This window comes from Streptomyces sp. NPDC001868 (genome assembly GCF_040297125.1).
Lineage (GTDB): Bacteria > Actinomycetota > Actinomycetes > Streptomycetales > Streptomycetaceae > Streptomyces.
The window spans coordinates 359,464-380,685 of record NZ_JBEOYO010000002.1 but is presented as its reverse complement, the minus strand read 5'-3'; the positions used below and the strand labels follow the sequence as shown (position 1 = coordinate 380,685).

At 71.0% G+C, this 21,222-nt stretch carries 22 protein-coding genes; 12 read left to right on the top strand and 10 right to left on the bottom strand.

Annotation, left to right across the window (positions count from 1 at the left end):
• Nucleotides 1-7: 7 nt before the first annotated feature.
• The 4 genes from ABT147_RS04085 to ABT147_RS04070 are packed head-to-tail and all read right to left on the bottom strand — an operon-like array spanning nt 8 to nt 2,826.
• Nucleotides 8-616: a GTP-binding protein gene (locus ABT147_RS04085; RefSeq protein ID WP_351402547.1), complete on the bottom strand. Its 609-nt coding sequence runs from the start codon at nt 614-616 to the stop codon at nt 8-10.
• Nucleotides 594-953: a DUF742 domain-containing protein gene (locus tag ABT147_RS04080; protein ID WP_351402545.1), complete on the bottom strand. Its 360-nt coding sequence runs from the start codon at nt 951-953 to the stop codon at nt 594-596. The genes ABT147_RS04085 and ABT147_RS04080 overlap by 23 nt, the downstream gene beginning before the upstream one ends.
• A complete protein-coding gene (locus ABT147_RS04075; protein ID WP_351402543.1) occupies nt 950-1,363 on the bottom strand; it encodes a roadblock/LC7 domain-containing protein in 414 nt (137 codons plus the stop codon). Before ABT147_RS04075 ends, ABT147_RS04080 begins: the two co-directional genes overlap by 4 nt.
• Nucleotides 1,360-2,826, bottom strand: a complete 1,467-nt coding sequence (locus tag ABT147_RS04070) for an ATP-binding protein (protein ID WP_351402541.1) — start codon at nt 2,824-2,826, stop codon at nt 1,360-1,362. Before ABT147_RS04070 ends, ABT147_RS04075 begins: the two co-directional genes overlap by 4 nt.
• A gap of 364 nt (nt 2,827-3,190) precedes the next feature.
• Between ABT147_RS04070 and ABT147_RS04065 the strand changes: the two genes are divergently transcribed.
• The 6 genes from ABT147_RS04065 to ABT147_RS04040 all read left to right on the top strand — a co-directional run bounded on the left by ABT147_RS04065 (nt 3,191) and on the right by ABT147_RS04040 (nt 8,496).
• Complete coding sequence (locus tag ABT147_RS04065; protein WP_351402539.1) at nt 3,191-4,147, top strand: helix-turn-helix domain-containing protein; 957 nt, start codon at nt 3,191-3,193, stop codon at nt 4,145-4,147.
• A 561-nt stretch (nt 4,148-4,708) separates the two neighbouring features.
• The gene (locus ABT147_RS04060; protein WP_351402537.1) at nt 4,709-6,502 is read left to right on the top strand and encodes a sensor histidine kinase; all 1,794 of its coding nucleotides are present in this window, start codon (nt 4,709-4,711) and stop codon (nt 6,500-6,502) included.
• Nucleotides 6,489-6,917, top strand: a complete 429-nt coding sequence (locus ABT147_RS04055) for a roadblock/LC7 domain-containing protein (RefSeq protein WP_351402535.1) — start codon at nt 6,489-6,491, stop codon at nt 6,915-6,917. Before ABT147_RS04060 ends, ABT147_RS04055 begins: the two co-directional genes overlap by 14 nt.
• A 5-nt stretch (nt 6,918-6,922) precedes the next feature.
• Entirely contained in the window at nt 6,923-7,291 is a 369-nt protein-coding gene (locus tag ABT147_RS04050) for a DUF742 domain-containing protein (protein ID WP_351402533.1), read from the top strand.
• Complete coding sequence (locus tag ABT147_RS04045) at nt 7,269-7,871, top strand: GTP-binding protein (RefSeq protein WP_351402531.1); 603 nt, start codon at nt 7,269-7,271, stop codon at nt 7,869-7,871. The genes ABT147_RS04050 and ABT147_RS04045 overlap by 23 nt, the downstream gene beginning before the upstream one ends.
• Before the next feature lie 37 nt (nt 7,872-7,908).
• Nucleotides 7,909-8,496 (top strand): GAF domain-containing protein, encoded by a 588-nt coding sequence (locus ABT147_RS04040; protein WP_351402529.1) that lies wholly within the window; start codon nt 7,909-7,911, stop codon nt 8,494-8,496.
• 238 nt (nt 8,497-8,734) lie between these two features.
• On the opposite strand, the gene ABT147_RS04035 is transcribed toward ABT147_RS04040, so the two are convergent.
• Complete coding sequence (locus ABT147_RS04035; RefSeq protein ID WP_351402527.1) at nt 8,735-9,970, bottom strand: acyl-CoA dehydrogenase family protein; 1,236 nt, start codon at nt 9,968-9,970, stop codon at nt 8,735-8,737.
• 771 nt (nt 9,971-10,741) lie between these two features.
• Between ABT147_RS04035 and ABT147_RS04030 the strand changes: the two genes are divergently transcribed.
• The 3 genes from ABT147_RS04030 (at nt 10,742) to ABT147_RS04020 (ending at nt 12,175) form a co-directional block, all read left to right on the top strand.
• Entirely contained in the window at nt 10,742-11,023 is a 282-nt protein-coding gene (locus ABT147_RS04030) for a hypothetical protein (RefSeq protein WP_351402525.1), read from the top strand.
• 76 nt (nt 11,024-11,099) lie between these two features.
• A complete protein-coding gene (locus ABT147_RS04025; protein ID WP_033529372.1) occupies nt 11,100-11,528 on the top strand; it encodes a roadblock/LC7 domain-containing protein in 429 nt (142 codons plus the stop codon).
• Nucleotides 11,529-11,572: 44 nt separating this feature from the next.
• Nucleotides 11,573-12,175, top strand: coding sequence for a GTP-binding protein (locus ABT147_RS04020; RefSeq protein WP_351402523.1), 603 nt, complete (start codon nt 11,573-11,575; stop codon nt 12,173-12,175).
• 64 nt (nt 12,176-12,239) lie between these two features.
• Here ABT147_RS04020 and ABT147_RS04015 read toward each other — a convergent pair whose 3' ends face one another.
• Complete coding sequence (locus ABT147_RS04015; protein WP_351402521.1) at nt 12,240-12,449, bottom strand: hypothetical protein; 210 nt, start codon at nt 12,447-12,449, stop codon at nt 12,240-12,242.
• A 143-nt stretch (nt 12,450-12,592) separates the two neighbouring features.
• The gene (locus tag ABT147_RS04010; RefSeq protein ID WP_351402519.1) at nt 12,593-13,060 is read right to left on the bottom strand and encodes an ATP-binding protein; all 468 of its coding nucleotides are present in this window, start codon (nt 13,058-13,060) and stop codon (nt 12,593-12,595) included.
• Nucleotides 13,061-13,537: 477 nt separating this feature from the next.
• Here ABT147_RS04010 and ABT147_RS04005 point away from each other — a divergent pair, with 477 nt between their 5' ends.
• From ABT147_RS04005 to ABT147_RS03995, 3 genes are all read left to right on the top strand, one after another.
• The gene (locus tag ABT147_RS04005; protein WP_351402517.1) at nt 13,538-14,413 is read left to right on the top strand and encodes a Sco1979 family transcriptional regulator; all 876 of its coding nucleotides are present in this window, start codon (nt 13,538-13,540) and stop codon (nt 14,411-14,413) included.
• 1 nt (nt 14,414) lies between these two features.
• A complete protein-coding gene (locus ABT147_RS04000; protein WP_351402515.1) occupies nt 14,415-14,675 on the top strand; it encodes a DUF397 domain-containing protein in 261 nt (86 codons plus the stop codon).
• Nucleotides 14,676-14,821: 146 nt separating this feature from the next.
• The gene (locus ABT147_RS03995) at nt 14,822-15,637 is read left to right on the top strand and encodes an SAM-dependent methyltransferase (RefSeq protein WP_351402513.1); all 816 of its coding nucleotides are present in this window, start codon (nt 14,822-14,824) and stop codon (nt 15,635-15,637) included.
• 114 nt (nt 15,638-15,751) lie between these two features.
• Here ABT147_RS03995 and ABT147_RS03990 read toward each other — a convergent pair whose 3' ends face one another.
• From ABT147_RS03990 to ABT147_RS03980, 3 genes are all read right to left on the bottom strand, one after another.
• Nucleotides 15,752-16,846, bottom strand: coding sequence for a LacI family DNA-binding transcriptional regulator (locus tag ABT147_RS03990; RefSeq protein ID WP_351402511.1), 1,095 nt, complete (start codon nt 16,844-16,846; stop codon nt 15,752-15,754).
• A 147-nt stretch (nt 16,847-16,993) separates the two neighbouring features.
• Nucleotides 16,994-19,426, bottom strand: coding sequence for a beta-galactosidase (locus ABT147_RS03985; protein ID WP_351402509.1), 2,433 nt, complete (start codon nt 19,424-19,426; stop codon nt 16,994-16,996).
• Complete coding sequence (locus ABT147_RS03980) at nt 19,426-21,207, bottom strand: glycoside hydrolase family 35 protein (protein WP_351402508.1); 1,782 nt, start codon at nt 21,205-21,207, stop codon at nt 19,426-19,428. The genes ABT147_RS03985 and ABT147_RS03980 overlap by 1 nt, the downstream gene beginning before the upstream one ends.
• Nucleotides 21,208-21,222 lie beyond the last annotated feature (15 nt).

Here is a 21,222-nt window from a genome sequence, read left to right as displayed (position 1 = left end):
ACGGGACTCACGCGTGCTCCGGTTCGGTGTCGTCCTGGCGGCTGAGCAGATATTCGACGAGGGAGATCAGGGCGCGGGTGGAGGAGTCCGGGTCGCGGGCGTCGCAGCGCACCAGCGGGGTCTCGTCCAGCAGGTCGAGGGCCTCGCGCACCTCGTCCAGATCGTGCACCGGGGCGCCGTCGAAGTCGTTGACGGCGACGGCGTACGGCAGGTCCAGCTCCTCCAGCAGGCCCATCACGTCGAAGGAGTGGGACAGCCGCCGGGTGTCGGCGAGGACCAGCGCGCCGAGGGCGCCGCGCGTCATGTCCTGCCAGAGCTTGGTGAAGCGCTGCTGTCCGGGGGCGCCGAACAGGTACAGCACCAGGGAGTCGTCGAGGGTGAGGCGGCCGAAGTCCATGGCGACCGTGGTGGTGGTCTTGTCCCGGGTGCCGGCGAGGTCGTCGACGAGGGCGCCGGCCTCGGTCATGACCTCCTCGGTGCGCAGCGGCCGGATCTCGGAGAGCGTGCCGACGAACGTGGTCTTGCCGACCGCGAAGTGACCGACGACGAGCAGCTTGGCCGCCGTCCGCACCGTCGGCCGCAGATAGACGTTGTCAGAGGCGGGCGCGGAGCCCATCGAGGACCTCCTGGAGGATGCCGGCGTCGGACGGCCGGGCGGCCGGTATGGGGGCGCGGGTGACGATGTGGCCGCTGTCCATGAGGTCGGCGACCAGCACCTTGGTCACGCTGACCGGCAGTTGCAGATGGCCGGCCACCTCGGCGAGGGAGAGCGAGCCGGGCCGGCACAGCTCCATCACCCGGCGCTTCTCCGGGCTGAGGCCGGCCAGCGGCATGTCCTCGGCGGCGATCAGCAGCGTGACCAGGTCCAGGGTGTTGCGGGTCGGGTGGGCGCGGCCCTCGGTGACGACGTACGACCGCACCAGCCGCCCTCGCGGCCGGGGGCGGGGCGTCATGTCCTGCTGCCCGTGTCCAGCCGTGCCGGGCTGGTCAGTTCCTTGCCGAGCCGGTCGACGAGCTTGTGCATGCGGTAGGTCACCGACTCCATGTCGACCTCGTCGCCGGTGGACACCGCGAGGTAGGCGCCCTCGCCGGCCGCGACGAGGAAGACGAAGCCGTGGCCGAACTCGATCAGGGTCTGCCGCCACGGGCGGTCCGCCGGGCCGCAGAACTCGGAGGTGCTGCGGCTGATCGACTGCAGGCCCGAGAGCCCGGCAGCCAGGCGCTCGGCGTCGTCGCGGTCGATGTCGGCGGAGTGGGCGCGGAGCATGCCGTCGGCGGAGAGCAGGATGGCGTGGCGGGCCTCGGGCACCTTCAGCACGTCGTCGAGCATCCAGCCCAGCTCGTTGGTCGTGGGCTCGATCATGCGTGGGGGGTCCCTTCGTTCTCTTGGGGGGCGGGCCGTCCGGAGTCGGCGGCACGGTCGGATTCGGCGGCACGGTCGGATTCGGCGGCGCGGTCCGGCTCGGGGACGTACTCGTCCTCGTCGAGGATGCGTCCCGCCGCCCGGCCGAAGCGGGTACCGCGGGCGAAGGCGCCCATGATGCGGGCGTTCTCCTCGGGCGACCGGCCGGGGATCTCGTCGGCCTCGACGGGCTCCGGCTCGGGTGCGGCCGTGCGCTTGGGGGTGCGCCGGCGGCGCTTGGGCAGTCCGCCCTCGGTGGTGTCGGCGGGGGTGTGCTCGGCGGATGCCCGGCGGGGGGCGGGGACGGAAGCGGTGTCGGTCACGGGTGTCGGGTCGGCCGGCGGCTCCGGGGTCACAGAGGTCGGGGCGGTCCGCGGCTCCGGAATCACGGGGGCCGGGCGGGTCCGCGGCTGCGGGGCGGCGGGCTCCAGGTGGGTGAGCAGCGCCGAGGGCAGGAACGCGACGGCGCGGACACCGCCGTACGGCGAGCGGGTGTCCACGGAGACGGAGAACCCGTAGCGCCGGGCGAGCATCCCGATGACGGCGAAGCCGAACTGGGGCGGATCGTCGAGGCGGGTGACGTCCACCTCGCCGCGTCCGCCGAGGAGCTTCGTGGCGCGTTCCACGGCGTGCGCGTCCATGCCGACGCCCGCGTCGTCGATGACGACGCACGCGCCGTTGTGCACATGCTGGACGTCGACCTCGACCGTGGTGTTGGGCTGGGAGTGGCGGGCGGCGTTGTCGAGCAGTTCGGCGACGGCGAGGACGACCGGTTCGACGGCGCGGCTCTCCACCGCGATGTCGACCTGGCCGTGGACGCGGACGCGCCGGTAGTCACGGATGCGCGAGGTGGCGCCCCGGACGACCTCGACGATCGGGGAGGTGGCGCGCTGCCGGCCCGGCCAGGAACCGCAGAGTACGGCGATGGCCTGGGCGCGGCGGCCGAACTGGGCGTTGGTGTGGTCGATCTCCAGGAGGTCGCGCAGCACGTCGGGGTCGTCGTGCCGGTCCTGCATCTCGGAGATGGACATCTGCTGCTCGTTGGCGAGGGCCTGGATCGAGCGCATGGAGGCCTTGAGGGCGGCCTTGGCGGACTGGTCGGCGCGGGTCTGCGCGTGTTCCACGGCGCCGGTGAAGCGGGCCAGCACCTCGTCGAGGCCCTTGCCGAACTCGGTCTCGGCGAGCCGGGCGTCGAGCGGTCCGACGGCCGGGAAGTCCTGGCCGGGGTGGTCGGCGAGGGCCGGCAGCCGGACCGTGACCAGGTGGCGCAGTTCCTCCTCCCGGACCCGCACACCGTCGGCCAGGACGGCGTTCCCTCTGCGCTGCCGCCTGGTGATCCCGTGCTGGCGCAGCAGGAGTACGGCGGTCGCGAACAGGGCCGCTGCCAGAGCCCAGGTCACCGCCTGCGGTATCGGTTCGGTCATGAAGTACAAGTCCTTACGTCCTCACGTCCCCAGGCATCGGCGGTTCCGGGACACCGGGCGGGAGTTGACGGAGCGCCCGACGCTAGCGGTGCGACCTCGCGGGTACTTTCCGTGACGCGCAGGGAAGTTGTCACAGGGCGCATGAGTGGCGCAAGAGGCGTGAGTGAGTGGGTGAGGATTCCCCCGGCATATTCGGCCACGGGAGGCCGGGCGGCATGGCAACCGCTTGCCACGCTAGGGTGCCCTCCGAGTTCGACCGGGCGGTAACTGTCTTTGATCAAGCAGCGGTTGAAGTTTTTCCCGTCGGGGGCCGTAAGAGACCACAAGGACGTCGTCGGGGGCCCGGCACCAGGGAGGAGCAGCGTTGCCCGCGGGAAGTTACAGCGTCGAGGCGCTGACCACCGAGGAGTTGACTCCACGCGAGCGTGCCGACTTCTGGACCGAGCGGATCGGCTCGTACCAGTCCCGGATGGGTTTCAGATACGCCCAGTCGGAGAACTTCCGCGGCGAGACCGTCCGTCAGCGCACCGACACGTATCAACTGGTGAAGTACCGGTCCGACGAGATCGAGTACACCCGCACGATGCGCCAGGTGCGCCAGGACCCGGACGAGGACTACCGGCTGCTGCTGCCGATGAGCGGTGAGATCCTCCTGCGCCAGGACGGCGAGGAGGCCCGGCTGACCGCGGGCACGGCGGCGCTGGTCACCTTCGCGTCGCCCTTCCAGTGCCTCCAGAGCGACGCCATCGACGCGTTCATCTTCACCATCCCGGCCCGCGAGGTGGACGGGCGGCTCAACACCAGATCACCGGTCGCCAGCGGTCTGGACCTCACCACCGGGCTCGGCCGTATCGTCGGCTCGATGCTGACCGGACTGCACGAGGAGCGCGAGCACCTCACCGACCCGGAGTTCAACGCCGTCTCCGACCGGGTCGTGGAGCTGGTGTGCATGCTCACCGTCGGCGACGACCGCCCCGACGCCCCCGGACAGCTGGGCGAGGTGGAGGCGATGGTCCGCCGCTATGTGCGCGACCACGTGGCCGACCCGAACCTCACGGGTACGGCCGTGGCGCGCGCCCTCGGCTGGTCGCTGCGCCAGATCCAACTGGCCCTGCAGAAGGCGGGGACCACGCCCCGCGAGCTGATCCGCGAGGAGCGGCTGCGGCTGGTCCGGGACCGCTTACTGTGCGCGGAGTGCGAGCACATGACGATCACGGATCTCGCCTACTCCGCCGGCTTCTCCTCCGCGAGCGCCCTCAGTACGGCCTTCCGACGGCGCTACGGCGTCAGCCCCCGGGAGACGCGTCAGAGCACACGCTGACCCGACTCCGCAGGAGAACAAGAGGGCTTGGCCGAAACCGTACGGTGGAGGCCGCCCGGCAAACAGATTCTCACACCCGCTCGCCGCGCTGATCGCTTGAAGTCTAAAGCTTAGTCAAAGCATCACCCGGCGTCGAACTCGGCCCCGTTCCGGCCCTCCCGGTGTGAATGTTCCTGGGGTGCGTCGTGCGCGGTATGTGCGAACGCATTACCTTCGCACCCAACTCCCGCTACTGCAAGCCGAGTTGACACGAGGCACTATCACGGCCGAATGGCGTGAACCTTGCGCCCTCATGACGGGGGACGAGAATCGGTGCGGGGGAACCCGCAGGTGGCCGCCGCCCGGCGACCCCTCTTTCACAGGCGGCGCGACGCCCCGGCCGAGGTGTGAAGAACTGTTCCGGCGCCGCCTCGTGAAGAGACGGTAGAAAGGCGTCGCAGACCCTTGCCGCCACTGACGGCACCTCAGGTGACAGACCTCCCCTGAGCGTCTAGGACCGCTGGTCAGATAGTTGACGTTCTTCGCTACTCTGTCGCGTACTGGCTGATCGAGAGGACTCCGATGCCTGAACCCCCACCCTTCGCAACGACCCCGGAACACGGTCGGCCGAACACGACGACTCCCCCGACTCGTCATCGGCACGGGAAAAGCGGGGCCTCGGATTCCGCGCACTCCTCCGCCCCCCAGCCCCGGCTGACGCGGCTCGCCGTGCTCCCCGCGGCGTTCATGGCCGGAATATCCACCGCCGTCACGGGCACGGTGCTGCGCCTGCAGGAGGGCACGGCCGACGCCGCCACCTGGGGTGTGCTGGCGGGCGGCGCGGTCCTCGGCTGCGGCTGCATCGCCGGGGCCGTGATGGCGGCCAGGAAGCGCGCCAGGTCCGACGCGAAGCGCGCCGAGTCGCTGCGGCAGGCCATCACGACCGGCAACTGGGCGCTCGACGAGGACCTGACCCGCCTCAAGCGGGGCGAACAGCTGCTCTCCCGCGGCTTCGCCTACCAGGCCTCACGCGCCGAAGACCCGTACCAGAAGCTGGAGTACGAGGTCACCGAGGCGCAGCACCGGGCCCGGGAGGCCCTCGTCTGGGCCGCGAGCTACTTCCAGTCGGCGTCCGACGACAACAGCGACAAGGTCGAGGTCTTCGTCAACCTGGCCCGCCGGCTGCAGTCGCTCGTCCACCGCACCATCCGTGAACTGGACGATCTGGAGAACCAGGTCGAGGACCCGGACCTGCTCCGGCGCATCTTCGGCATCGACCACCTGGCCACCCGAATACGCCGGCACGCGGAGAACCTCGCGGTCCTCGGCGGCGCGGTCTCCCGTCGCCAGTGGACCAATCCCGTGACACTGACCGAGGTGCTGCGGTCCTCCATCGCCGAGGTCGAGCAGTACTCCCGCGTCAAGCTGGTGCCGCCCATCGAGGGCACCCTGCGCGGCCACGCGGTCGCCGACGTCATCCACCTGCTGGCCGAACTGGTCGAGAACGCCACCATGTTCTCCCACCCGGACACCCAGATCCTGCTGCGCTCCCGCCGGGTGACCGCCGGCATCGCCATCGAGGTGGAGGACCGCGGCCTGGGCATCCCCCAGGAGGACCTGGACCGGATCAACACCCTGCTCTCCGACCCGGCCCGCATCGACGTCGCCAAGCTGCTCGCCGACGGCCGGATCGGTCTGTTCGTGGTCTCCTCCCTGGCCCGCAGGCACGGCATCGCGGTCCAGCTGCAGGGCAACATCTACGGCGGCGTCCAGGCCATCCTGGTGCTCCCGCAGGGGCTGCTGGGCGAGGAGGAGGGGACGGGCCCGGTCCGGGCACCGGTCCAGGTCAGGCCGGCCGCGCCCCACCCGGGGCAGGCGTCCGGGCCCGCGTGGGAGAGCCAGTCCCCCGCGGCACCGCCGGTCGCCGCACCGCCCCCCGTGCACCCGGGCCCCCCGGTCTCGCGCCCCTCCCGGCCCGGTCCCCCGACCGGTCTGCCCCAGCGGTCGGCCGCCCCCGCGCCGCCCCCCGCGGCCCCCCGGCACGAGCGGGCGCAGCCCGTCTCCGAGCTGCGCTCCGAGTACCGTCCCTCGGGCTACGACCGCCCGACGGGCGCCCCGCACGGGTCCGACGGGCCCGCCCGGCCGGTCCTGCCGAAGCGCCGGGCGATGGAGCACCTGGCCCCCGAGCTGCGCAACGGCCCCGCCCCGCGCCCCGAGACCCATGAGCAGGACCTGAACTTCAGCCCCGGCCTCCTGGCCGGAATCAATCGAGGCTTCGGTCTCGCCGGCGCGACCTCCGACGTGATCCCCGTCGACGACGCGCGCTGGGCCCCGCACCGACCGCAAGGAGAAGAACCCCACCATGGTGAGCGATAGCCACCCCACCGGACAGAACATCGACTGGCTGCTGGAGAACCTCAAGAAGACCGTGCCCGGCACCCGCCAGGTCCTGTTGCTCTCGTCCGACGGCTTGAGCAAGGCACACGTGGATCTGAGCGCCGACGACGCCGACCGGCTGGCGGCCATATCCTCCGGCCTCAACTCCCTGGGCCGGTCCTTCGGCCACGACAGGGTGCTGGGCAACGGCGGCACCGTCCGTCAGGTCATCGTGGAACTGCACAACGGCATCCTCATCGTGGCCTCCGCGGGCCACGGCGCCGTCCTGGCGGTCACCGCGGACGCGTCGACGCACACCGAGACGCTCGGCTACGAGATGGGCATGCTGATCCGGGCCGTACAGCCGTTCCTCGCCACGCCGGCCCGCCGCCCGAACGCACCCGCGGGGATGTGACGGCGATGACGGACGAGTTGTTCCTGGACGAGGAGGCCGGACGCTTAGTCCGGCCGTTCACCGTCAGCAACGGGCGCACTCGGCCCTCCACATCGTTCGACCTGCTCACCCTGGTGATGGCCACCGGTGTCCGGCCGGTCCCCGACCTCGGCCCCGACCACGACCTGGCGCTCGCAATGTGCGTCAGGCCGGTGCCGGTGGTCGAGGTCGCCGCGCGGATGAACCTCCCGGTCGCCGTCACCAAAGTCCTGTTGTCCGACCTGGTGCAGCACGAGGCGCTCACCGCACGGGCTCCCCGTGCCGTCGAGGCGGCCTCCGCCGCCAACCGAGATGTTTTGGAGGCGGTGCTCGATGGCCTACGCGCACGGCTCTGACCCCTTCCCGACCGCCCTGAAGATCCTGGTGGCGGGAGGGTTCGGGGTGGGCAAGACGACCTTCGTGGGGGCGGTCAGCGAGATCGCGCCGCTGAGCACCGAGGAAGTCATCACCACGGCCAGTGCCCGCACCGACAGCCTCGACGGGGTGGAGGACAAGTACACGACCACCGTGGCCATGGACTTCGGCCGGATCACCCTCGACTCGGACCATGTGCTGTATCTGTTCGGCACACCCGGGCAGGAACGATTCTGGTTCATGTGGGACGAGCTGTCCGACGGGGCGCTGGGCGCGGTGGTGCTCGCCGACACCCGCCGGCTCGACGCGTGCTTCCCCGCGGTGGACTTCTTCGAGGTGCGCGGCATCCCGTTCGTCGTGGGCGTGAACGAGTTCGACGGCGCCTACCAGTACTCCGTCGAGGAGGTCCGCGACGCCATCGGTCTGAAGTCCAACGCGCCGATCGTGTTCTGCGACGCCCGGCACTGCAGCTCCGGTACGGGTGTGCTCGTCGAACTCGTGCAGCATCTGCTCGGTATGACACCCGGTGTGGCGACGCACCAGCCACCCGTGCTCCGTTGACCTCTACTCAGCTCAGCCGACCTCGAACGGAGTTCCGATGAACAGCCCCTATTCCTCCTATGAGCCGCCGCTCGACCGTCTGCTCCTCACCCCCGAGGACCCGGTCGGCCCGCAACGCGCCGCCAGGCTCGCTCAGCTGGGGCTCGCCGACACGCCCCGGGCCGAGTTCGACGCGTTCGCGCGCCGGCTGGCCCTGGAGCTGGACGCGCCGTACGCGATGGTCAACTTCGTCGACGACAGGCGGCAGTTCTTCGCCGGGCTCTACACGCCGGACGCCGGACCCGTGAACATCTCGACGGGGCAGCTGGCCGAGACCTCGATGAGCCGGGAGATGCGCCTGGACCACGGTTTCTGCCCGCACACCGTCAAGCGGACCGCGGCGCTGGTGCTCGACGACGTCTGCGACTACCCCCGGTTCGCGGGCAACCCGGTCGTGGACGAGATCGGCATCCGCTCCTACATGGGCGCGCCGCTGGTCGACGCGCTGGCGGGGATCAACCTCGGCACGATCTGTGTCGTCGACACCGACTCCCGTACCTGGGGGCGGCAGCGGCTGGACATCATCAAGCGCATGGCGCAGGAGATGTCCGACCAGATCCAGGCCATCGCCTCCTCCGGCCGCTGAGACCGGGCCGGGCGCCGCCGCCGGTCCGCTGGGTCGAGGGGAGACGGACCGCCGGGCATCCGGCCCCACAAGGGCACACGAAAGCCGCGGACACGACGTCGTGTCCGCGGTTCTCTGCTGTCCGAGGACCGGTGATGTGCGGGGCTCCCCCGTGCCCCGACGGCGCGTACGACCGGCTCTCGACCGGGTTGCGTACGACCGGCTCCGGACCGGCCCTGGACCGTCTCTCCGGCCGGCCTCAGACCAGTTCGCCGACCGGGACCGGTTCCGTCTCCCGCTGCTCGACCTGCGGGGTGCGGACCAGATCGGCCAGACGCTCGGACCACTGGCCCTTGTTCTCGCCGAGCGCGAACTCGCCCAGCCTGAGCCCCTGGATCTCGGAGGTGCCGGCGGGCGCGTAGATGTGGAAGGCGTCACGCAGATAGCGCTCGACCGGGCGGTCGGTGAACAGACCGCAGGCCGCGTGCATCTTGACGGACGCCTGTGCCGACTCGATGGACGACTCGACGTTGAAGAGTTTCGCGGACAGCAGCTCGATGTCGCAGGGCCGCCCCTGGTCCAGCAGATGCGCGGCGAGATAGGCGCTCTGCCGTGCGAGGGTGAGGCGTTGCAGCATCCGACCCAGCTCGATCTTGATGTTGGGCAGATGCCCCAGCGGCTTTCCGTAGCGCTGGGTCTCACCGCAGTACCGGGCGGTCTCCTCGAACACCGCCTGGTGGATGCCCAGGGAGACCGCCGTCAGGTTGAGGCGGCCGTAGAGCACCGACGAGGAGTAGGCGACGGCCAGCCCCTCGCCCTCCTCGCCGAGCCGGTTGGCGGCCGGGACCCGGCAGTTGTCGAAGATCAGCTCACCGAAGCTGAAGCCGTGCAGGCCCATGGAGGGCACCTGCTCTGCGAGGGAGAAGCCGGGCCGGTCGGACTCGACCAGGAAGGCCGTCATGCCCCGGGAGCCGGGGCCGGTGCGGACCACGACGCCGTGCACATCGCCCACATGACTGTTGCCGACGAAGACCTTGCGGCCGTTGAGGACGTAGTCGTCGCCGTCCCTCACCGCGCTGCTCTCCATGCCGGCCACATGGCCCCCCGACCCCGGCTCGGTGACTGCGATGGTCGGCAGTACCTCTCCCCGGGCGATCCTCGGCAGCCAGTACCTCTTCTGGCGGTCGTCGCCGAAGTGGATGATCTTGGCGACACCGAGCTGGGAGGCCTGGACCATGGCTCCCATCGCGCCGCTCACCCGGGACAGTTCCTCGATGATGATGGTCTTGGCCAGATGGCCCGCGCCCATGCCGCCATGGGCCGGGTCGATCGTGGCCCCGATCCAGCCCTGCTCGGCGATCAGTCGGGAGAGCCCCACCAGTGCGGTACGGGAGGCCTCCATCTCGGGTATCAGCGGACGCACCACGCGCTCGGCGAACTCGCGTACGCGCTGCCGTAGATCCTCATGGTCCTGGGTTGTGAAGACGTGTTCCACGCCAAGCCCTTCTAGGCGTCTCCCCGCGCCCGGGGGAGACGCGGTGGCTGTGCGTCGGATCGGGGTTCCGCTTGGGGAAATCCGACCGACCTGCAACATGGTCTACAAATCAACCTCTTACGCCAAGATCGTTAAGGGGGTTTGGCCGAAACATGGGCAATTGAAATCCGAGCCTGACTGTGAGACAGGAGGGGGGCGATGTCCACATTTTGATACTTTCCAAGCCTAACTTGTACGGTTGCACGCGACATGGGATCAGACACCCACCGACCGAGCCACCAGGCACACCCCCGCGCCCGTACGCCTCCCCCGGCGCCGCACGGCCCCAAATACCAAACTGTCGCGCTGCCTGTGCATGTTTGATCAGGCGTCAGCTTATTTCAAGCCACACCCCCGGGAAGCACATGTGGCCGGAGAGTGCCGATTCCGAGGCCCTGCCGTGTCGACAAGTAGTCATTCCGCAAAGCCCCCGGAAGCACTGGCTCCGTCGCACGGTCCCCGACCCGCCGGAACGGCTCCGGAACCGTCGTCAATTCCTGCCGTCCGGCGACGAGTTGCGGACGGGCGGGTGCTGACGACGGGGCTCGGGTCCTGATACCGTTCCGTCCGCCCGCTGACATTCGCCGACGGTGTGTCAAGCCGGAGCACAGGGGTTGCCGGACGGCTCGCGGCACCCCCATCGCCATCGGATGTTCACTGTCGTACGAGGAATCAGATGCCAGGCACCCTCCCCCGCATCGGCCCCACGCGCGATACGACACGGTGGCCCCGATGAGCGGTGACACACCCCGCGCCGAGGCCGACGCCCCGCACCTCCCCGAGGGCCTGCCGCGGCGGCCCCGAAGCACACCGGCCGCGCCACGGCCCCCCGAGGACGCGGCCGGGCTCCCCGGCGCGGACGACGACGCGGAGGACACGCTGTGCCCCGACGCCCTCGCCCGCGCCGTGGTGGCGATCCGGCGGGGCTCGACGCGGGCCCGGCTCGGCGGCCCGGACGACACCGACGGCACCGACGGCCGGCCGGCACCACGGCCCGGCCCCGGCGCCGCCTGACGGGCGCCGCCCCCCGGGCGCCCCGACGACCCGGCGCCGCCCCTGGCGCCGACCGACCGTGAGGAACACGCACGACATGACAGAGCAGGAACGCCCCGGTCCCCAACTGGACTGGCTGCTGGACGGGCTGGTGGAACGCATACCCGAGATCCACTGCGCCATCGTGCTGTCCGGGGACGGTCTCCTCATCGGCAAGTCGAAGGACATCCGGTTCGACGACGCGGAGCATCTGTCCGCGGTCGGCTCGGGCATGCACAGCCTGGCGCGGGGCGTGGCCCGTCACTTCCAGGGCGGCGAGGTCCAGCAGACGGTCATCCAGATGGAACGGGCGTTCCTGTTCGTCACCGCCGCCGGCCGGGGCGCCCGGCTCGCCGCGATCGCCTCCGAGGAGGTGGACGTCGGCATGATGGCGTTCGAGATGGGGACCTTGGTCAAGCAGGTCGGCAAGTACCTGAGCGCGGCGCCCCGTTCGGAAACCCCGTCCGGTTACGTGCAGGACGCGTGAGCCGCTACGGCGGCCGGGCCTGGAACTCGTCGAAAGGGTGATGGATGGTGTCCGTCAGCTCCGAGCCTCTCGTACCCACCGCCCTGAAGATCCTCATAGCGGGGGGCTTCGGCGTCGGCAAGACCACCCTGGTGGGCGCGGTGAGCGAGGTGACCCCGCTGGCGACCGAGGAGCACATCACCGCGGCGGGCCGGCGTGTGGACGATCTGCGGGGGGTCGAGAAGAAGGTCTCGACGACCGTGGCCCTGGACTTCGGCCGGATCACCTTCTCCCCCGAGCTGGTGCTCTATCTCTTCGGTACGCCGGGCCAGGACCGCTTCTGGTTCATGTGGGACGACCTGTGCAGCGGTGCCCTCGGGGCCGTCGTCCTCGCCGACACCCGCAAGCTCGACGCCTGCTTCCCCGCGGTCGACTTCTTCGAGTCCCGCGACATCCCGTTCGCGGTCGGCGTCAACTGCTTCAACGGCTACCGCGACGTCGACGCCGAGCAGGTCCGCCAGGCGCTCGACCTGGGGCCCGCCGTGCCGGTCCTCCTCTGTGACGTACGGCAGCGGCAGTCGGGCAAGGAACTCCTGGTGGCGGTGCTCGGCGCGGCCCGCCGGAGGATGGAGGCCCGGCTGGTGGCGGCGGGCCTCCGGCCGGGCTGAGGCCCAGGGGCCGCCTCCGCCGCCTCGGCGGGGGCTCAGCGGGCCCCGTGGCTCCGGCCGGGACTCAGGAGGCCGGTTCGCCGGTGAGCCGGCCGAAGAGACAGCCCGCCGCGAAGGGGTCCTCGGCGCCGTTGGAGGCCACGACCGGCGTCGGCGGGGCCACCGGCGGGATGTGGCTCGGTGTTCCGTCGACCAGGTTGACCGCGCGCCGGGTGCCGCCGGGCAGGGGCACGTCCCGGTCGCGGTGCGGCGCGCGGTCGGACTCGGTGCGCAACGTGTCTCCAGCGAAGACGCCTTCGCCCGCGCCCCAAAAGGGCGCGGGACAGTGCCCATGTGCGGCTCCGCCGCGCGGGCGCGAACAACCACGACGGCGCGGCGGACGAACAGCGAGGCAGTGCGGCTTTCTCGGCGGAACGCCTACGTCCAGGACGGATCGGTCAGATCGGTCAGAGGTAGCCCTTGGTCCTCGTGCGGGGCCGTCGGAGGGGCGGGCTCGGCGGTTTCCCGGCCCTCCGACGGCAGTTCTGCCCAGACGACACGACCGGACCGTTGTGGGGTGTCGCGCACCCCCCAGTCGCTGCTGAGCATGCCGACCAGCATGAGCCCTCGCCCGTTCTGGTCGTCGGGGCCCGGACGACGCCGGGCAGGCTGTGCGTGACCGTTGTTCTGGTCCTCCACCTCGATACGGAGTCGTCGGCCGGTGAAGTGCAGCCGGCACACGATCCACTCGCTGTCCGTATGGGTCAACGCGTTGGTGACCAGCTCGGACGTGATCAGGAGGGCGTCCTCACGGGTCTCCGGACGCACCCCCCACTCGCCGAGCAACTCGCGTACGGTCCTGCGCGCCTCGCCGGCCGACGCGGGCACCGCGGGCAGTCCGAACACACCCGCTCTGTGGGGTTCGTAGGCCTCTGTTCCAAGGGGTGGGTACATGGCCGGGGCTAACCGGTCCGTGGAGGGAGGGAGGGTGGGCGGAGCCATCGCCATATGCCTTTCGTCGGCCCTTCGCACCGCAGCCGTGCCGGTGCCACAACCGCCTCGCCGTTCGACGCGATCATTGGCAACTCGCGTCGAACAGCGCTGAGTTGCGGCCACATCTCCCCCAACCTGGCCGCGCGGCCTCAGCGTTCACCGAAGCCGTGACGGTACGTCCACTGTGGCATCCGCGAACAACACCTCGCAACCAGCAAGTTGAAATTTGCAATTTGTGGGTCTCATGCCGTCCCCGTTCGAGCCAAGATCGTGTCAGACTGCGCACTCGAAGCGACTCGCACAACAACGCGCAACCCTTGAAGGAAAGTGCGCAACACACGTTGAGCAGTTCGACATGACCTCTGGGCTCGGTGTGAGGGGGTGGTGGGCTTGACCGCGGAAACGGACTGGGGCGGCGCCCCCTCCGTCCTGCGCATGATCCTGGGCAGACAGCTGGAGGAATTGCGCACCCGTGCCGGTCTGACGTTCGAGCAGGCGGGCGAGGCGATCGGTGTCAGCCATTCCACGATCCGCCGGCTGGAGGCCGCCAAAGTCGCCAGGCTCCGCCTCCCCGATGTCGAGAAACTGCTCCAGATCTACGGCGTACGGGACCAGCAGGAGATCGAGACCTTCCTGAAGTCGGTCCGCGAGGCCAACAAGCGCGGCTGGTGGCACACCTACCGTGACGTCCTGCCCGACTGGTTCGCCGCCTACCTCAGCCTGGAACAGGCGGCGCTCCAGATCCGCGCGTACGAGGCGCAGTTCGTGCACGGTCTGCTCCAGACCGAGGAGTACGCCCGTGCCCTGCTCGGCGCCGGCAATCCGCACGCGGCGACGGAGGACACCGAGCGGCGGGTGGCGCTGCGGATGCGGCGCCAGGAACTCCTCACCCGTGAGCAGCCGCCGCGGCTGTGGGTGGTGATGGACGAGACGGTGCTCAGATGGCCGGTCGGCGGGCCGGACGTGATGCGCGCCCAGATCGACCATCTGATCGAGCTGAACCGGCTGCCGCATGTGACGGTCCAGCTCATGCCGTTCCACAACGGTCCGCATCCCGCGATGCGGGCCGGTGCGTTCCATCTCTTCCGGTTCAGGGCCCCCGAGTTGCCGGACATCGTCTACCTCAGCGGTCTGGTCGGCGCCGTCTACCTCGACAAGGGGGAGGACGTCGTCGTCTACCGCGAGGCCCTGGACCGGCTGGGCGCGCAGTCGGCGCCCGCCCGCAAGACCGAGGTCCTCCTCGGTGCGATACGCAAGGAGCTCTGACGTGCACCACCACATACCCGACGGAGTACACAACGGCGTCCGCAACGGCATGCCCGCCCGCGACCTCGGCAAGCAGGACTGGCACCGGCCGTGGAGCGACGACGCGGGCGGTGCCTGCGTCGAGGTGAAGAAGCTCGCCGACGGCCGCGTCGCCGTACGCCAGTCGACCGACCCGGACGGCCCCGCACTGCTCTTCACCCCCCGCGAGATGACCAGTTTCCTGGCCGGCGTGAAGGCGGGCGAGGCCGACTTCCTGCTGTGAACCCGCTTGCTGCCACGCCTCGTTGACGCACCACCTGTTTGAGAACCGACGCACCATCACTTGAGGACCGGGGTTCCTCGCTCGCCGAACCCCCGGCTCTGCCCGACCGTGCACCTGTACGACACGACCTGATGGGAGGGACGGCGTTGCCCGACAACGGATGGCCGGCCGACCGGATCGACACCGATCACGCGCACTCCGCGCGTATCTACGACTACATCCTCGGCGGCAAGGACTACTACCCGGCCGACAAGGAGGCCGGTGACGCGATGGCGCACGAGTGGCCGGCCCTGCCGGTCCATATGCGCGCCAACCGCGACTGGATGAACCGCGCGGTGCGCTGGCTCGCCGAGACGGCGGGCATGCGCCAGTTCCTCGACATCGGAACCGGCATCCCCACCTCCCCCAACCTCCACGAGATAGCCCAGTCGGTGGCCCCCGAGTCCCGGGTCGTCTACGTGGACAACGACCCGATCGTCCTCACCCTGTCCCAGGGGCTCCTGGCCAGCACCCCCGAGGGCAGGACCGCGTACATCGAGGCCGACTTCCAGGACCCGGAGACCGTCCTCGGTTCCGCCGAGTTCGCGGAGACCCTCGACCTGAGCAAGCCGGTCGCGCTCACCGTGATCGCGATCGTCCACTTCGTCCTCGACGAGGACGACGCGGTCGGTATCGTCCGCCGTCTCCTCGAACCCCTCCCCTCGGGCAGCTATCTGGCGATGACCATCGGCACCGCCGAGTTCGCCCCCGAGGAGGTGGGCCGGGTCGCCCGCGAGTACGCGGCCCGCGACATGCCGATGCGGCTGCGCACCATCGACGAGGCCCACGAGTTCTTCGACGGCCTCGACCTCGTCGAGCCCGGCATCGTCCAGGTCCACAAGTGGCTCCCGGACGGCACGGGCGAGCAGAACATCCGCGACGAGGACATCGCGATGTACGGAGCGATAGCAAGGAAGCCGTGACCTAGGGGGCGCCTCCCTTTGGGGGCGCCCCCAAAGGGGCGCGGGGAACTGCGCGACCAGCCCCCACGAACCCGCAGCCGCCCGAAAACCCCTCCCGGCACCCCCCTGGGCGACCTACCCCACCACCCCCGTACTGTCCCGAACAATCAGCTCGACAGGAACAACCGGCCCCTCCACCACCGCGCCCCCCGCCGACTCCGACCCGTCCAACTGCCACAACAGCAAGCGCAGCGCCATCGTGCCGATCAACGAGAAGTCCGTACGGATCGTCGTCAGCGGCGGCAACAGATGCGCCGCCTCCGGGATGTCGTCGTACCCGACCACACTCACCTCGTCCGGAACCCGGCGGCCCGCCTCGTGCAGAGCCCGCAGCAGGCCCAGCGCCATCTGATCGTTGGAGACGAACACGGCGGTGACATCCGGGTCGTCCGCGAGCCGCCGGCCCAGCGCGTAGCCGGAGTCGGCACTCCAGTCCCCGACGAGCGGCTCGTGGACGCGTGCGCCGGCGCTCGTCAGGGTCGCCCGCCAGCTCGCGGCGCGCCGGTCGGCGGATGTCCAGCCGGTCGGGCCCGCGATGTGCCGGACCGTGGGGTGGCCGAGGCCCAGCAGGTGTTCGGTCGCCAGCCGGGCGCCCGCCGTGAAGTCCGAGGAGACGACGGGGGTGCCGTCGCCGAGGCCGTTGTCCAGCATCACCAGCGGGGTGTCCGGGCGGGCCCGCGCGAGTGCGGTGGCGACCGGGCGCTGCGGGGCGATGGCGATGATCCCGTCCGCGCCCTCGGCCGACAGCCGGTCGACCGCCTGGACGACGGTGTCCCGGTCCGCCGTGTCGAGGGCGATGGAGCTGACGAGGTAACCCGCTTCCTGGGCCGCCGTGTTGATCGCGGTCAGCGTGGAGGCGGGGCCGTATCGCGCCGCGTCGAACGAGATCACCCCGAGCATCCGGGTCCGGCCGCTGGCCAGCGAACGCGCGCTCCGGCTCGGCCGGTACCCGAGCGTCCGCATCGCCTCCAGCACGGCCTCACGGGTCTCCGGCCGGACCGCCGGGTTGTCGTTGAGGACCCGGGAGACGGTCTGCTTGGAGACGCCGGCGAGGTGCGCCACGTCGGCCATCACCGGGCGGGAACCGGCGAAGTTGCGGCGGCTGCGGGTGCGGGCGGGGCCGCCGGCGGGGTCGTCGGCCGCGGTGCCGTCCGTGGTGCTTCGGGACATGCGGCTGGTTCCTTTGCGACGGGGTTCGGGTGGGTCGGGTTCGGGTGGGTCGGGTTCGGGTGGGTCGGGTTCCGGGGGGGGGCCGGGTTCTGGCCGGGGCCACAGAATAGGTCTGGCGACTTCTCGCCCCCGCGAGGGAGTCGAGGGTCAGCCGGGGCGGAGGGGCCAGGGGCGGGTGGTGGTGTACTCCGCTCGGGTGATCGCCGCCGGGATCTCGGAGTCACCCGCGCGGCCGGGCACGTACACCGGCGCCCCGGCGGGCAACGGCAGCACCCGGAACCGCAGCACCCCCGCACGCACCCGATCGAGGCCGATGTCCCAGGTCGTACGCCCCGAGTAGAACTGGTCGGCGACCAGCCGGTCCCCCGCGTACGCCCGCGCCACATCCCCGGTCCAGTGGACATGGAGTACCGCGCCGGGCGGCGGATCGTCCGGCAGCGCCACCACGTACTCGGCCGCCACGGTGTCGAACCACATGTCGGCCGGCGCACTCGCCCGCCCCAGGACCCCCGTCGTCACCGGAGGCGCCACCCCCGCGGGCCGGACCAGGCGGACCGGAAGCACCCCGCTCCCACCGCCGACTCCCCGTCCCCCGTCGTCCTCCGCCACCAGCGTGTAGCGGACGAACACCCCGTCCGTCGCCTCCTTGACCACGGCCCCGGCCACCACAGGAGCCCGTTCGGGAGCGGGCAGGACGGCGAACGACGGTTCCGGGGCGGAGCTGTGGACACGCACCTCGTCCGCGTGGCCGTCGAAGACGACACCGCCACCGGACTCGGCGAGGACGAGCCGTTCGGCACCCCAGGCCGGCCCCCGGTAGGCGGTACGGGCCGTCGCCGCGTCCAGGACCAGGAGACCGACCCGGCTGCCGTCGGCGGCGTCTACCTCGACCAGCGCGTCCGTACCGGGCCGCAGCCCGGTCACCAGGATGCGGTCGCCCGAGGTGGTGACCTCGCCCGAGGGCGCGGAGAGAGTTGTCACCGTGCCGATGTCCAGGGCGAGTTCGGGGGCGATGCCGTCGGTCGCGGCCAGGACCAGGACCGTACGGCCACGGCCGTCGTCGACCGTGCAGACGGGCTGCGCGGTGGCCCAGTCGAGCCGCAGTCCGGCGATCTCCAGCCGCAACGGCCAGCAGAGATAGGCCCCTTGGGGGATGGTGACGGGAGCGCTCGGCAGCGACAGAGCCGTACCGGTGTCCGGGAACTCCACCTCGAACGACGTGTCCGGATGGTCCGGCAGCGGTTCGTGCGGCTGGTGGTTGTTGACGAAGAGGAAGCCCGACCGGCCGTCGCCGCGAACCGCCCACCTCAGCGTCTCCCGGTCGTCCTGCCCCGTCGGCCGCCGCTCGGGCAGGACCGGGTCCATCGGCGCGATCAGCCGGCCGAAGTCGGCCAACAGCAGGTGCTGGAGGCGGAGTTCGTCGTAGGAGGGGCGGTACTGGCCGTATTCGCCGAGGGGGGCCTGGAAGTCGTAGGTGAGGACGGGGAGGTCGTTGGGGTAGCCGGTGGCGTGGGACTCCTGGAGGGGGGTGAGGTCGCCCGGCGGGTTGGTGCCGCCGTGGAACATGTAGTAGCCCTGCCAGACCGAGCCGCACCCGATCTTGGTGAGGCCGAGGGCGCCGATGTCGGCGGCCTCGACGCGCGGCCGGCGGTGGTAGGCCACCGCCATACCGCCGCCCAACTCGCAGGTCGCCCAGGGGAATCGGGCCGCGAGACCGGCCTGGTCCGCCGGGTCGCCGCCGCGCACCGTCGTGGGACGGAGATCCGCGCCGATGCCCTCGTCGTCGCGCTGGTGGGTGAAGAAGAAGTGCTTGCGGCAGGTGTCGGGCCAGCCGCCGTCCGCCTCGGTCCAGAAGGCCTCGGGGTAGCCGCCGTAGAGGGGCAGGAGTTCGTCGGGTGGCAGCTGGACTCCGCCCCAGGCGGTCGACGTCCACAAGGGGGCCGACAGCCCCGCATCCTGGGCCATCCGCTTCAGCGACAGCAGATGCCCCGGCTGGTCGTACAGCTCGTTCTCGATCTGGATCGCGACGATCGGACCGCCGTCCGCCCGCCCCAGCCCGTGGAGTTGTCCGGCCACGGCCGTGAACCAGGCGCGTACGGGGGCGAGATAGGCCGGGTCGTCGGTGCGCGGCGCGTCCGTGCGGGCCAGCACCCAGTCCGGCAGGCCGCCGTTACGGACCTCGGCGTGGACCCAGGGGCCGATGCGGGGGACGAAGTCCAGGCCGTGGCGGGCGCAGAGTTCGGCGAAGCGGCGCAGATCGCGGTCGCCGTCGAAGCGGATACGCCCCTCGGTCTCCTCGTGGTGGATCCAGATGACGTACGCGGCGACGACCGTCACCCCGCCCGCCTTCATCTTCAGCAGCTCCTCCTCCCACTCCCCCGCCGGATACCGGCTGTAGTGGAACTCGCCGGAGACGGGAAACCACGGCCGGCCGCCCCGCGTCAGCAGACGGCTGGTGACCTCGATGGGGTCGGGCACGCCCGGCGCGTCGGCGAAGGGGAGGTGGCCGCGCAACGGCGGCACCCGCCCGGCCGGGAGCCGCAGCCGGTGCGGCTGCGGCAGCGGCTGCGGCGGTGTCATCAGGGCTTCACCGGGCCCAGGTCGGGCGTGTCGGTGAACTCGGCGCGGGAGCTGGTCGTGGCGTTGAGTTCCAGCAGGACCAGGTCGTTGGCGCCGGGGCGCAGGACGGGCCCGGGGACGTACAGGGTGCGCTGGGGGCCCCGGTTCCAGTAGCGGCCGAGGTGGAAGCCGTTGATCCAGGCCTGGCCCTTGGTCCAGCCGGGCAGCGAGAGGAAGGTGTCGGCGGGGGTGCCGACCTCGAAGGTGCCGTGGTGGAAGGCGGGGACGGTGACCGGGGCCGCCTCGGCGGACGCGGGGACGAAGGGGACCGTGGACAGGTCGGCCAGCGGGAGCCGGTGAATGTCCCAGCCGAGCAGGGCGGTGCCGTTGAAGGTGACCGGGCCGAGGAGTCCCTTGGCGGCGCCGATACGGGGACCGTAGTTGACGCCGCCCATGTTCTCGACCAGGACGTCGAGCGTGGCACCGGGGTGCGGGACGCGCAGGGGCAGGGTCTCGTCGTGGCGTTCGCGCTCCAGGACGCCGACGGGGGCGCCGTCCACGAAGACCTGGGCGCGGTCGCCGACCCCGCCGGCGAAGTGGAGCAGACCGTCGCCCGCCTCGGGGAGGGTCGTGCGGTAGAGGGCGTAGCCGGAGCGCTGCCCCAACTCCTCCATGGTGAGCGGGTGTTCGGTGCGCTCCACGGCCGCGCCGAGAGAGGTCGCGTACGGCAGCAGGGGAGCCCTGCGGTCCAACTCCACGGTGATACCGCCGAGTTTGGGCGAGGGGGCAGGGGCCGGCTCGTCCGGGACCGGCGCGTGACGGGCGATCACTTCCCGGAACGCGTGGTACTTGGGGCCGGGGTCGCCGGACTCGGTGAGCGCGGCGTCGTAGTCGTAGGAGGTGACGATCGGGGCGTAGCACTGGTCGTGGTTGGCGCCATTGGTGAAGCCGAAGTTGGTGCCGCCGTGGAACATGTAGATGTTGACGGAGGCACCGGCGGCCAGCAGCTTGTCGAGGTCGGCGGCGGCGCTCGCCGCGTCCCGGACGTGGTGCTCCTCACCCCAGTGGTCGAACCAGCCGATCCAGAACTCCGAGCACATCAGCGGTCCTTCGGGCATGTGGGCCCGCAGGGCTTCGAGGGACTCCTCGATCCTTCCGCCGAAGGTGGCCGTGGACAGGACGCCGGGCAGGCTCCCTGCGGCCAGGTGGTGGCCGGAGCCCGCCTGGTCGCAGGTGAAGAGCAGCTCCTCCACGCCCCGGGAACGCAGCGCCTGGTGTACGTGCTTGAGGTACGCGGTGTCGTCGCCGTACGCCCCGTACTCGTTCTCCACCTGGACGGCGATCACGGGGCCGTCGTTCGCGGCCATGTACGGCAGCAGCGGGGGCAGCAGGATGTCGAGGTAGCGGTCGAGGGCGTCCGTGAAGCGGGGGTCGCTGGAGCGCAGCCGGATGTCGGGGTCCGAGGTGAGCCAGGAGGGCAGGCCGCCGCCGTCCCACTCGGCGCAGATGTACGGGCCGGGGCGCAGCAGGACGTGCAGGCCCTCGGCGCGGGCGAGGCGCAGATAGCGGGGCAGGTCGAGCAGTCCGTCGAGGACGAGCGGGCTGTCCGGGTCGGGCTGGTGGAGGTTCCAGGGGACGTACGTCTCCACGGTGTTGAGGCCCATCAGCCGGGCCTTGCGCAGCCGGTCCGCCCACAGATCGGGGTGGATGCGGAAGTAGTGCATCGCGCCGGAGATGATCCGGAACGGCTCACCGTGGAGGAGGAAACCGTCGGACGACGTGGTCAGAGCGGGCGTGCGCAAGGCTGTTTCCCTTCA

Bases quoted from the DNA above. Each gene is read 5' to 3' on its own strand.
- ABT147_RS04085 (WP_351402547.1), bottom strand. From the start codon at position 616: ATGGGCTCCGCGCCCGCCTCTGACAACGTCTATCTGCGGCCGACGGTG.
- ABT147_RS04080 (WP_351402545.1), bottom strand. From the start codon at position 953: ATGACGCCCCGCCCCCGGCCGCGAGGGCGGCTGGTGCGGTCGTACGTC.
- ABT147_RS04075 (WP_351402543.1), bottom strand. From the start codon at position 1,363: ATGATCGAGCCCACGACCAACGAGCTGGGCTGGATGCTCGACGACGTG.
- ABT147_RS04070 (WP_351402541.1), bottom strand. From the start codon at position 2,826: ATGACCGAACCGATACCGCAGGCGGTGACCTGGGCTCTGGCAGCGGCC.
- ABT147_RS04060 (WP_351402537.1), top strand. From the start codon at position 4,709: ATGCCTGAACCCCCACCCTTCGCAACGACCCCGGAACACGGTCGGCCG.
- ABT147_RS04055 (WP_351402535.1), top strand. From the start codon at position 6,489: ATGGTGAGCGATAGCCACCCCACCGGACAGAACATCGACTGGCTGCTG.
- ABT147_RS04050 (WP_351402533.1), top strand. From the start codon at position 6,923: ATGACGGACGAGTTGTTCCTGGACGAGGAGGCCGGACGCTTAGTCCGG.
- ABT147_RS04045 (WP_351402531.1), top strand. From the start codon at position 7,269: ATGGCCTACGCGCACGGCTCTGACCCCTTCCCGACCGCCCTGAAGATC.
- ABT147_RS04040 (WP_351402529.1), top strand. From the start codon at position 7,909: ATGAACAGCCCCTATTCCTCCTATGAGCCGCCGCTCGACCGTCTGCTC.
- ABT147_RS04030 (WP_351402525.1), top strand. From the start codon at position 10,742: ATGAGCGGTGACACACCCCGCGCCGAGGCCGACGCCCCGCACCTCCCC.
- ABT147_RS04025 (WP_033529372.1), top strand. From the start codon at position 11,100: ATGACAGAGCAGGAACGCCCCGGTCCCCAACTGGACTGGCTGCTGGAC.
- ABT147_RS04020 (WP_351402523.1), top strand. From the start codon at position 11,573: ATGGTGTCCGTCAGCTCCGAGCCTCTCGTACCCACCGCCCTGAAGATC.
- ABT147_RS03990 (WP_351402511.1), bottom strand. From the start codon at position 16,846: ATGTCCCGAAGCACCACGGACGGCACCGCGGCCGACGACCCCGCCGGC.
- ABT147_RS03985 (WP_351402509.1), bottom strand. From the start codon at position 19,426: ATGACACCGCCGCAGCCGCTGCCGCAGCCGCACCGGCTGCGGCTCCCG.